The sequence below is a fragment of the Amycolatopsis thailandensis genome (assembly GCF_042723255.1).
Taxonomy (GTDB): Bacteria; Actinomycetota; Actinomycetes; order Mycobacteriales; family Pseudonocardiaceae; genus Amycolatopsis; species Amycolatopsis thailandensis.
Genome location: NZ_JBHXJK010000084.1, coordinates 1 through 12,640 on the forward strand (window position 1 = coordinate 1; position 12,640 = coordinate 12,640).

Sequence of the window (12,640 nt, forward strand, 5' to 3'; positions counted from 1 at the left end):
TCCCTCGGCTCAGCCGAGGGAAGGGGGCCTTCACGCGCAGGGCCCCAGCCGCGGGCTCACCACTGCCAGCGGGTGGGGGTTCCGGTGAAGTCCTCGGCCCGCATCCCGAACGCCCAGGCAGGCCGGATGGCCACGATGGCGTTGACGTCCGGGTCGTAGCTGTAGGCCGACGCGTACTTCGCGTTGGCGGTTTCGACATAGGTGGCGACGGCTTCCGGATCCGTGACGAACTCCGCGACGCCGTCGAGGACGACCGGGTCGAGCGCGTTGTCGATGGTGACGGTGCAGCGGGGATCGGCGCGCAGGTTGCGCATCTTGCGTGAGGCGTGGGTGCTGCCGAACCATAGTGCCTCGCCGTCCCAGGTCGCCCACACCGGCATCACATGCGGCCTGCCGTCGGGCCGGACGGTCGCGACCCAGTAGTTCATCGTGGTCCGCAGTTTGTCGTCGGCCCATGACCAGGGCAGCAACCCGGCTTCACACCGTTCGGTGCCGTAGCCGGGCATGTGCGGACGGCCCGCCTTCAGTGGTTCTCGCGTACCAGTGCTCATGTTTCCCTGCTTTCTTTTCTCAGGCGGCTGACGCGTCGTCGTCGTGGGCGAGGACGTCGTCGATGATGTCGAACAGTTCGTCTTCCGACGCCGATTCGAGGTCGTCGTAGCCGGGGACGGCCGGACGGGCCTTGATCGCCATCGCTTCGAGCCGCTCGGCGACTTCGGCATCGATGTCCACAGTGGACAAGGCGGCTTCGAGTTCGGCGAGCTTCGCCAGGACGGCCCGTGTCGCGTCCGCCCGGTCGTCTCCGAGGCACTCGTCGAGGTACGCGGCGAGGCCGGCGGGGGTCGGCTGTTCGTAGACGACGGTGGCGGCGAGCCGGAGCCCGGTCTCCGCGTTGAGCCGGTTCCGGAGCTGGATCGCGGCGAGCGAGTCCATGCCGAGGTCGCGGAACGGCCGGTGCACCCCGATGACGTCGACGTCGTGGCCGGAGACCGCGGCGACCGCGCGCACCACGGCATCGAGCAAGGCGGCTCCGCGTTCTTCGCCGGAGAGCGCGGCCAACCGGTCCCGCGGGGACGTCTCGGTCGTCGTGCTCGACGGCCGTCCGCCGACGAGTTCGTCGAACACCCGGCTGGCCCTGGTCGCGGTGTGAGCGGGGACGAACCTCTCCCAGTCGACCGTCCCGATCGCCTGCGCGGCCGCCGGGCGGGCGAGCGCGCGGTCCAGCGCCGCCAGCGCGGTCTCCGCGCTCATCCCCGACACGCCGTCGTGGTGACCCTGGCCGGGGACCTCGGTCCCCATGCCTTCCTCCGCCCACGGTCCCCATGCCACCGCCGTGGACGGCAGGCCGAGCGCCGCCCGGTGCTGGGCGATCGCGTCGACGGCGGCGTTGGCAGCGGCGTAGTTGGCCTGGCCGGGAGCGCCGAACGTGCCCGCCATCGAGGAGAACAGGACGAACTGTTCCAGCGGGAGGTCCGCGGTCAGTTCGTGCAGCAGCCAGGCCGCTCCGGCCTTCACCGCGAAAACCGTTTCCAGCCGTCGCGCGGACTGGGCGTCCAGGACACCGTCGTCGAGGACGCCTGCCGCGTGCACCACCCCGGTCACCGGATGTTCGGCGAGCAACGCGCGCAATGCTTCGGGATCGGTGACATCGCAGGCCGAGATCGTCACGGCGGTACCGAGCGCCGTCAGTTCCGTACGCAGCTCCTCGGCTCCCGGGGTCTCCGAGCCGCGCCTGCCGACGAGGATCAGACGCGGTGCGCCGCGGCCTGCCAGCCATCGGGCGACCTGCTTGCCCAGCGCGCCGAGCCCGCCGGTGACCAGCACCGCGCCCGACGGCCGCCAGCCCGCTTCGGTCTCCGGGTATTCGAGCGCGATCAGCCGCCGTACGTGGAGCCCGTCGGCACGCACGGCGAAATGGTCTTCACCGTCGCCGCAGGTCAATGCCTCGCAGACGTGGGCCCAGCCGGTGTCGTCCGGTTCCGGCGGCAGATCGATGAGTCCGCCCCAGCGGTGCGGCGCTTCGAGCGCGACGACACGGCCGAGTCCCCAGACGCCCGCCTGCCAGGGATCCGGCGGCGGATCGGCGGGGCCGGTCGCGACCGCGCCGGTGGTCAGTGCCCAGACCGGTGCCTCGATCGAGGTCTGTTCCAAGGCCTGGACGAGCGCGAGTACGTCCGCCGTCGCCGTGACATCCGCCGTGTCCTGCCCGCCTGCCAGCCAGAGGATGCCGTCGGGGGCGGCTTCCGCGTGTTCCGCGAGCCGGGCCGCCCATCCGTCGGAGCCGGTGTGCCGGACGAGCCGCACCGAACAGCCGCGTTCGGCCAAAGCCCGTTCCGCCTTGGTGACCCGTTCGTCGAGCCCGTCCCCCGGTGGGGCGATCACCAGCCACGATCCGGTCGGCAGCGCGTGCACGCCCACGTTCCTGAGCCGCCAGACCGGTTCGCTCGCCAGCGAGTCCATTGTGGACCGGCGCCGGTGCAGCCAGTAGCGCCTGCGCTGGAAGGCGTAGCCGGGCAGGTCCACCCGGCGGCCGCCCGCGTACCACGGTGAGAAGTCCACCTCGGCCCCGCGCGTGTACAGCGTCGCCAGCGCGGCTCCCAGCGTCTCGGTCTCGTCGCGGCCACGCCGGAGGCAGGACACGAGTCCGGCCGCGTACTCGGGAAGGGCCTGTTGTCCCAGCGTGGTGAGGGCGTTGCCAGGGCCGGTTTCGACGATCGTCGCGACACCTTCGGCGGCCATCGTCCGCAGCGCGTCGCCGAACCGGACGGTGTCCCTGGCGTGCCGTACCCAGTACTCCGGCGAGCAGGCTCCTTCCGGTTCGAGCAGGTCTCCCGTCACGCACGAGACGATCGGGACCGTCGCCCGCCGGAATTCCAGGGTGTCCAGAACCTGCCGGAACCGGTCCAGCATGGGCTCCATCCGCGGTGAATGGAACGCGTGACTCACCGCGAGGCGCGTCGCCCGGCCGCCTGCCGCGGTGACCCTGGCGGCCACCGCCATGACGGCTTCCTCATCGCCGGAGATCACCACGGAACCGGGGCCGTTCACGGCGGCGATCCCCACCTCGTCCCGATACTCCGCCGTCAGGTCCGCCACCTCGGATTCACTCAGCCGCAAAGCGACCATCGCGCCGCCGGGCAGGGCCTGCATCAGCCGTCCCCGCGCGGCCACCAAGGCGGCGGCGTCCCGCAGCGTGAGCACTCCCGCGGCGTACGCGGCGGCGATCTCGCCGATCGAATGACCGGCGAGCAGCCCAGGCCGGACCCCGAACCCGGTCAGCGCCCGGAATACGGCCACCTCGACCGCGAAGACCGCGGGCTGGGTGAAGTCGGTGCGGTCCAGCAGCGCGGCCTCCGGTGTGCCCGCCGCGGCGAACACGACTTCCGCGAGCGGCCGGTCCAGATGCGGATCCAGTTCCGCGCAGACCTCGTCGAAGGCCTCCGCGAAACCCGGCAGGTCCTCGTACAACCGGCTCGCCATGCCCGGGTACTGGCTGCCCTGGCCGGGGAAGACCACCGCGACCGGTCCGTCGACGGCCTCGCCGGTGTGGAGGGCGGTCGCCGGTGTGGCTCCGGTCAGGGCCTTGATCAGGTCGCCGGTGTCCCTGCCGAGAACCACGGCGCGGTAGCGGTGCCGGGTCCGCGTCGTGGCCAAAGAACGGGCCAGATCGAGTGCGCCGCTTTCGGGGGTGATGTGCCGCGCGAGCCGTCGCGCCTGCTCGGTCAGCGCGCCGGGCGCGGCCGCCGAGAAGGTCCACGGGACCAGTGGTCCCGGCCGGGCGGGAGCCGGTTCGGCGGGTGCCGCGCCGGGGTGTTCCAGAATGACGTGCGCGTTGGTGCCGCTGATGCCGAAAGCGGAGACCGCGGCGCGGCGCGGCCGGTCCGTCTCCGGCCAGGGCGTCGGCTCGGTGATCAGCGCGATGCCGCCGTCGTTCCAGTCGAGGTGGGTGCTGGGCCGGTCGTGGAGCAGTCCCGGCAGGGTGCCGTGGCGCATCGCCTCGATCATCTTGAGCACGCCTGCGATTCCCGCCGCGGCTTGAGCGTGCCCCAGGTTGGCCTTGGCGGAACCGACGAGCAGCGGGCCGCTCCGGCGCCGCCCGTAGGTCGCTTGCAGTGCCGCCGCCTCGATGGGGTCGCCGAGGGTGGTCCCGGTGCCGTGCGCCTCCACCGCGTCGATGTCCTCTGTGGACAGTCCGGCGTCGCTGAGCGCGCTGGTGATGACGCGTTGCTGCGCCCGTCCGTTCGGCGCGGTGAGCCCGTTCGACGCGCCGTCGGAGTTGATCGCGGAACCCTTGAGGACGGCCAGGACGGGATGGCCGTTGCGCCGCGCGTCGGACAGCTTTTCCAGGACGACGATCCCGGCGCCCTCGGCCCAGGCGGTGCCGTCCGCGTCGGCGGAGAAGGGTTTGCACCGGCCGTTCGGGGCGAGCCCTCGCTGTTCGGAGAACTCCACGAACAGCTTGGGGGTGGCCATCACCGTGACGCCACCGGCGAGGGCGAGTTCGCTCTCGCCGGTGCGCAGCGACTGGGCGGCGAGGTGCATCGCCACCAGCGAAGAGGAACACGCCGTGTCCAGCGTGATCGAGGGCCCTTCGAAGCCGAACACGTACGAGACCCGGCCGGAGGCGACACTGCCCGCGTTGGCCACCGACACCTGGCCGACGAGGTCCTCCGGCACTTCGGCGAGCGGAAGCGCGTAATCCCCGCCCATGACACCGGCGAACACGCCGGTCCGGCTGCCGCGTAGTCCCGCGGGGTCGATCCCCGCCGATTCCAGCGCGTGCCAGGAGACCTCCAGCAGCAGCCGCTGCTGGGGATCCATCACGAGCGCTTCGCGTGGTGAGAGCCCGAAGAACTCCGCGTCGAATTCCGTGGCCGTGTCGAGGAAACCACCGTGGCGGACGTAGGACTTGCCGGGTGTCTCGGGATCAGGGTCGTAGAGGCCGCCCAGATCCCAGCCCCGGTCGGCGGGGAACTCCGAGATCACGTCGCGGCCGCGGGCGAACACCTCCCACAGGTCGGTCACGGATTCCACGCCACCGGGGTAGCGGCAGCCCGCGCCGACGATCACGACGGGGTCGTCGTCGGCGGCACGGACCGGTGCGGGAACGGGCTCGGCGGCTCGCGGTGCCTGATCGCCCCAGAACCGCTCCGAGAGGTACTCGGTCAGCGCGTCGGGGGTCGGGTGGTCGAACACCAGGGTCGCGGGCAGGCGCAGGCCGACCGCCTCGCCGAGCCGGTTGCGCAGTTCCAGTCCGGTGAGGGAGTCGAAACCGATCTCTTGGAACGCCCTGTCGCCCGCCACGGAGTCCTTCGTGGCGTGGCCGAGTACCGCCGCGACGGTCCGCCGGACGAGTTCCGTCATCGCCTGCTCGTCCCGGTCCGAGGGCAATGAGGTCACGGCCGCGCCGGCTTGCCTCGCGGCCGTCGCGACGCGCCGCGATGGCGCGGCCAGCACGGAGAACAGCGGTGACCGCTGGTCGCGCAACGCGGTGACGTCGAGGCGCGCCGGTACCAGCAGGGCGGGACCGCCGGTGAGCGCGGCGTCGAACGCCGCGAGCCCTGGTCCGGTGGGCAGGGGCAGCAGACCGCGGCGGGCCATCCTGGCGACGTCGGTCTCGGACAGATGCCCGGTCATGCCCGTGTCGAGGGCCCACAGTCCCCACGCGAGCGACGTCGCGGGCAGGCCGAGTGCGCGGCGTCGGTGGGCGAGCGCGTCGAGGTAGCTGTTCGCCGCCGCGTAGTTCGCCTGGCCGGCGTTGCCGATGATGCCCGCGATCGACGAGAACAGCACGAACGCCGAAAGATCCGCGTCCGCGGTGAGCTCGTGCAGATTCCGGGCGCCGTCGACCTTCGGCCGGAAGACGGTGTCCACAGTGGACGCGGTGAGCGTCTCGACCGTGCCGTCGTCCAGTACGCCCGCGGCGTGGACGACCGCGGTCAGCGGATGCTCGGCGGGGATGGCCCCGAGCACCTCGGCCAGCCGCTCCCGGTCGGAGACGTCGCACGCGGCCACCGTCACCCGTGCGCCCGAGCGGGTCAGTTCGGCGACCAGTTCCGCGGCGCCGTCGGTGTCCGGGCCCCGGCGGCCGGTGAGCACAAGATGGCGGATCCCGTGCTCGGTGACCAGATGCCGGGCGATCAGTCCGCCAAGGCTCCCGACGCCGCCGGTGACGAGGACCGTCCCGTCCGGATCGAGCTCCCTTTCCCGCCGCTCCCCGGGTTCGGTCAGCCGGACGAGGCGGGGCACGAGCGCCCGGCCGCCACGGACCGCCGACTGCGGTTCGCCGGCGGCGAGCGCCGCCAGTGCCTGCTCCGGGGTGCCTTCGCGATCGAGGTCGACCACCACCACGCGGTCCGGCGCTTCCGACTGCGCGGCACGCACCAGCCCCCAGATCGGGGAACCGGCGGTTTCCGGCGGATCGCCGTCCTCCGTGGTGGCGACCGCCCGCCGGGTGAGCAGGACGATTCTCGCGGCACCGAAGGCCTCGTCGGTGATCCAGTCCTGGATCAAGTCCAGCGCCTCGACCGTCGCGGCACGCGGATCGTCACTTAGTCCACAATGGACAGCGACGAACGCGGGCAGGGGATCGCCCTCGTCGAGCGACGCGCGCAGCGCGGCCAGATCGTCGAAGACGGCGAAGGAAGGCGGCTCCGAGTCCACCTCCGTGACCGGGATCCAGTCCACCCGCAGCAAGTCGCGGTTCGGCCGTGGCCCGGCGAGCTTGCCGAGATCGACTTGCCGGAGGGTGAGGGACCCGACCGTCGCGACGGGATCGCCCGCTCCGTCGGCCAGCGTCAGCGCGACCGCGTCGTCCCCGGCCGGGGCGATCCGCACGCGGACGAGCTTCGCGCCGGTCGCGTGGAGATCGATCGCCGTCCAGGCGAACGGAAGCCGGACGACGTCGCCGCCTTCACCCGCGACGAGGATCGCGTGCAGCGCGGCGTCGAGCAACGCGGGATGGATGCCGAACCCCGGCGCCGGTTCGCCGCCTTCCGACGGCAGGGCCACCTCCGCGAACCTCTCCTCACCGAGCCGCCACAACGCGCGAAGCCCTTGGAACGCGGGGCCGTACTCGTAGCCGATGTCGGCGAGACGGAGGTAGGCGCCGTCGAGGTCGACGGGCTCGGCGCCCGGTGGCGGCCATTCCCGCAGGCCAGGACCGGAGGAGGACGACGTGGTGAGCGAACCGGTCGCGTGCCGGGTCCAGCCCGTTCCGTCGCCGGAATCCGCGGGCCGGGAGTGGACGGTGAAACCCCGCCGTCCCGGTTCTCCCGGGGTGAGGGTGAGTTGCAGGTCGACCGCGCCGTCGGCAGGGATGACCAGCGGGCTTTCCAACGTCAGCTCGTCCACCCGACGGCAGCCCGCCTGGTCACCGGCGTGCAGTGCCAGCTCCGCGAAAGCCGCGCCCGGCAGGAGGACCGTGCCGTCGACGGCGTGGTCGGCCAGCCAGCGGTGGGTCGAGAGGGAAAGCCGGCCGGTCCACAGCGACCCGTCGCCGTCCGCGAGGGTGACCATCGCGCCGAGCAAGGGATGTCCCGCGGCGCGCAGACCCAGCGACGCCGAACCGGCCGCCTGTGTGGCCGGGGTGAGCCAGAACCGCTCTGTCTGGAAGGGATAGGCGGGCAGGGAGACGAGTCTGCCTCCGGGGAAGACCGTGTCCCACTCGACTTCGGCCCCGTGCACCGCCGCTTCGGCGAGCGAGCGCCGGAACCGGGGGAGACCGCCTTCGCCTCGCCTCAACGTTCCCAGCGCGACCCCCTCGCGCCCGGCTTCGTCCAAAATCTCCTGCAAGCCGACGGTGAGCACGGGATGGGGGCTGCATTCGACGAAGAGCGAGTGGCCGTCGCCTGCCAGCCGCCGGATCACGCGGTCGAACTCGACCGGGTTCCGGAGATTCCGGTACCAGTACTCGCCGTCCAGCCCGGCGGTGTCGATCAGGTCGCCGGTGAGGGTCGAATGGAACGGCACCTCGCTCGTCCGCGGGGCGAGGCCCGCCAGCAGTTCGAGCAGGGGTTCATGCAATTCCTCGACGTGGGCGGAATGGGACGCGTAGTCGACCGGAAGCCGCCTGGCCCGGATGCCCGCTTCACCGAGTTCCGCGGTCAGTTCGTCCAAGGCCGCCGGATCACCCGAAAGCACCGTCGCCGACGGGCCGTTCGCCGCGGCGATGGACAGCCTGCCGTTCCAGCGTTCGATCCGGCGTCCCGCCTCCGCCCTCGGCAGCGCCACCGAAAGCATCCCGCCCCGGCCGGAGATCGCCCGGATCGCCTTGCTGCGCAGGGCGACCACGCGCGCGCCGTCTTCGAGGGACAGCGCGCCGGCCGCGGTCGCCGCCGCGATCTCCCCTTGCGAGTGGCCGACGACCGCGGCCGGGCGTACCCCGTGCGAATCCCACAGCGCGGCGATCGACACCATCACCGCCCACAGCACCGGCTGGACGACGTCGACCCGCTCCAGCGCGTCCTTGTCGGCCAAGGCCTCCGGCAGGAGCCAGTCCACGTGCGGTTCGAGCGCCCGGCCGCAGTCCGCCATCCGGGCGGCGAACACCGGGCTGGTGTCCAGCAGTTCCTTGGCCATCGCGACCCATTGGCTGCCTTGCCCCGGGAAGACGAACACCGGCCGCGGATCCGCTTTGTCCTTGCCGGTGACGACTTCCGCCGCGGACTCCCCGGCGGCGAGCGCGGTGAGGCCGCCGATCAGCTCATCGCGGTCGCGCCCGAGCACGGCCGCGCGGTGGGCGAACCGGGTCCGCGCGCTCGCCAGGGTGAAGCCGGCGTCGTGGACGTCGAGGTCGGGATCGGACTCGAGGCGGGCCCGAAGCCGCCCCGCCTGCTCTCTCAGTGCCTGTTCGCCGGTAGCCGAAAGCATCAGCGGTACGACAGGAGTGGTCACCGGAGCCGGTCCGGCCTCGTCCGGTGCCTCTTCGAGCACGACATGGGCGTTGGTCCCGCTGATCCCGAACGACGACACCGCCGCACGCCGCTTGCGGCCGGTCTCCGGCCACGGGGTGTGCTCCGCGAGCAGCTCGACCCGGCCGGACGACCAGTCCACGTGCCGGGTCGGTTCGTCCAGGTGCAGCAGCTTCGGCAGCATGCCGTACCGCATCGCCTGGACCATCTTGATCACCCCGCCGACCCCGGCCGCGGCCTGGGCGTGGCCGAGGTTCGACTTGAGCGAACCGAGCAGCAGCGGGCGGTCGGCCTGCCGTGCCTGGCCGTAGGTGGCGAGCAGCGCCTGCGCCTCGATCGGGTCGCCGAGGGTGGTGCCCGTGCCGTGCGCCTCGACGGCGTCCACGTCCGAGGCGCGAAGACCCGCGTCGGCGAGCGCGTCCAGGATCACCCGTTCCTGCGCCGGGCCGCTCGGCGCGGAGAGGCCGTTCGAAGCGCCGTCGGAGTTGACCGCCGAACCTCGCAGCAGAGCGAGCACCCGGTGGCCGTTCCGCCGTGCGTCCGAGAGCCGCTCGACCACGAGCAGGCCGACACCCTCCGCCCACGCGGTGCCGTCCGCCGACGCGGCGAAGGACTTGCAGCGGCCGTCCGGGGCGAGCCCCCGCAGCCGGGAGAATTCGACGAGCATCTCCGGCGTCGCCATCACGGTGACACCGCCCGCGAGTGCCAGGTCGCTGTCACCCGAACGCAGTGACCGCGCCGCGAGGTGGAGCGCGGTGAGCGAGGAGGAACAGGCGGTGTCCACCGTCACCGAAGGGCCGTGCAGACCGAACACATAGGACAGTCGCCCGGAGACGACACTGGAGGTGTTGCCGGTGATCAGGTGGCCTTCCAGCCCGTCCGGCACCGTGTGCACCCTCGGCGCGTAGTCGTGATGCATGACACCGGCGAACACCGCGGTGCGGCTGCCGCGCAGGCTCGCCGGGACGATACCCGCGTCCTCGAACGCCTCCCAGGCGGCGGACAGCAGCAGCCGCTGCTGCGGGTCCGTGGTCAGTGCCTCGCGAGGTGAAATGCCGAAGAACCCCGCGTCGAATTCGGCCGCGTCGTAGAGAAAGCCGCCGCTGCGCGTGACGGAATGCCCCTGCCGGGCCGGATCCGGGTCGTAGAGCGAGTCGACGTCCCAGCCGCGGTCGCGGGGGAGGTCCCCGATCGCGTCGGTGCCGCTCGCCGCCAGCCGCCAGAGATCTTCCGGATCGTGGACCCCGCCGGGGAAGGTGCAGGCCATGCCGATGATGGCGATCGGCTCATGGGCCTCGGCGGGTTCGGAAACCGTGGCGGGCGCACGGCGCTCGGGTTCCGCGCCGGACAGCAGCGAACCCAGGTGGTGGATCAGTTCTTCGGGGGTGGGGTGGTCGAAGATCACCGTCTCGGGCACGGTCACGCCCAAGGCGTCGGTGAGCCGCCTGGCCAGTTCCGCGCCCATGATCGAGTCGAAACCCAGCTCGGTGAACAGGCGGCCGGGGGAGGCGTCTTCCCCGTCATCGAGTCCGAGCACCGCGGCCGCGTGGCCGAGCACGACAGCGGGGATCGTCTCGGCGTCCGAGGTGGACACCGCGTCGGCGGTGGGAAGAGTGTCGAGCCAGTGGCGTTCGCGCTGGAAGGCGTAGGGGGGAAGGTCCACCGGCTTCGGTGGCCCGCCGGGAAACAGTGCCGTCCAGTTCACGGCGGCGCCCTCGGTGTACGCCGTGGCCACCGCGGTGAGGAAGGCGCGGACGCCCGGCGGGAGCGAGATCTCCCGTCCGCTCGAAGTGCGGAGACCGGTGGGTTCGCCCGCGTACTCCGTCGTGGTGGTGGCGAGAACCGCATCGACAGCTTCCGGGGGCGATATCGTCCCGTTCACGTACGCCGCCGTGAGCTCTCCGATCCCTTCGCCGGACACCGCTTCCCACTCGATTCCCGAAGCGCTCAGCAGCCGGTGCGTCGCGAACTGGGTGGCGAACGTCCTGGCGGCCCGGTCGTCGCCTCGTTCACCGAAGAGCGCGAGTGCTTCGTCGAAGGACGTGGCGAACAGGGGGAACGCGTCGAGGCCGTCGGAGTCCGACCGCGCGGAGCCGAACCGCAGTTCCGCGGACCAGCTGGGAACCGCCTCCCGCGCCTCCACGCTCACATCGTCCAAAGTGGACAAAAGTTCGGTCCGGTCACGTGCGACGAACGCGCTCCGGTACTCGAACGCGGTGCGCGTCGTGGCGAGGGACCAGGCGACCTCGGCGACGTCCTGCTCCGGATGTTCGAGAAGATGGCTCCGCAAGCGGGAAACCTGAGCGCGCAACGCGGCCGGGGTCCGCCCGGAGAGCACACAGGCCACGGACGGCGGGCCCGGAACGGCTTCGGGCAAGGGCGGGGAAGGCGCGGTGGCGAGCACGACGTGGCAGTTCGTGCCGCCCATGCCGAGCGAGGTGACGCCGGCGACCCGTTCCGGGTCCGCCCAGGCGGTTCCCTCGGTGCAGACGCGCAACTTCAACTCGTCCAACGGGATCTTCGGATTCGGCTCGCGGAAGTGCAGACTGGCCGGGATCTCCCCGTGATGGACGGCGAGGGCCGCCTTGATCAAACCGAGCACACCCGCCGCGGCTTCGAGATGCCCGAGGTTCGTCTTCATCGAGCCGACCGGCAACGGTGCCGAACGACGCCCGAAGACGGCGCCCAGCGCGGCGGCCTCGATCGGGTCGCCGACCTTCGTCCCGGTTCCGTGCAGTTCGACGTAGCCGACGTCGTCCGGGGTGAACCCGGTGTCTTCGAGGGCCTGTGTCAGCACCTGTTCCTGCGCCGCGCGGTCGGGCACGGTGAGCCCCGGGCCGCCGCCGTCGTTGTTGACGGCGCTGCCCGCGATCACCGCGTATACCCGGTCGCCGTCGGCGAGGGCGGCGTCCAGCGGTTTGAGCACGACGATGCCGCCGCCTTCGCCACGGACGAATCCGTCCGCCGCGGCGTCAAAGGTGCGGCACCGGCCGGTCGCGGACAGTCCGCCGAACTCCTCCACCTCACGTGCGGTCGATCGGACGAGGTTCAGGTTCACCCCGCCCGCCAGCGCGATCACCGATTCTCCGGAGAGCAGGCTCCGCGCGGCGAGGTGCACGGCGACCAACGACGAAGACTGTCCACAGTCGACAGTGAAACTCGGCCCGCGCAGACCGCAGAAGTAGGAGACCCGGTTCGCGATGAGCCCGCGGTGCAGCCCGGTGAAACTGTGCTGAGTGGTGACGTCGTGCTCCTGGGCGAGCCGGGCGTAGTCGTCCCGCATCGCACCGAGGAACATGCCGCAGTCCTGGCCGCGCAGCGTCGCCGGGACGACACGGGCGTCTTCCATGGCCTCCCAGGCCAATTCGAGCGCGAGCCGCTGCTGCGGGTCGAGCACCGCCGCCTCGCGCGGTGACACACCGAAGAAGCCCGCGTCGAAACCTTCGACGTCGGGCAGGAACGACCCCCAGCGCGAATCGCCGTCACCACCGGAACCCCGGCGATCTTCCGGGACTTCGGTGATCATGTCCCTCGCCGCGCGCAAGAGCCCCCAGAACGCGGGAACGTCCGCCGCTCCCGCGACCCGGCAGGACATGCCGATGATCGCGATCGATCCGGACCGCGTGAAAACTTCCCCACCAGAATATGCGGACATGGTTTCGAAGCTACGGCGGACGCCGAATCGCGAGCCAGTGCTCCGGCCGTATCGGGCACTACGGAAGAACAGC

2 protein-coding genes are annotated in these 12,640 nt (G+C 71.7%); both read right to left on the bottom strand.

Annotation, left to right across the window (positions count from 1 at the left end; translation table 11 throughout):
* Positions 1 to 56: 56 nt before the first annotated feature.
* A complete protein-coding gene (locus ACFWMR_RS28395) occupies positions 57 to 551 on the bottom strand; it encodes a TIGR03618 family F420-dependent PPOX class oxidoreductase (RefSeq protein WP_378380569.1) in 495 nt (164 codons plus the stop codon).
* A 19-nt stretch (positions 552 to 570) separates the two neighbouring features.
* Positions 571 to 12,567 (bottom strand): SDR family NAD(P)-dependent oxidoreductase, encoded by an 11,997-nt coding sequence (locus ACFWMR_RS28400; RefSeq protein WP_378380570.1) that lies wholly within the window; start codon positions 12,565 to 12,567, stop codon positions 571 to 573.
* Positions 12,568 to 12,640: the final 73 nt, after the last annotated feature.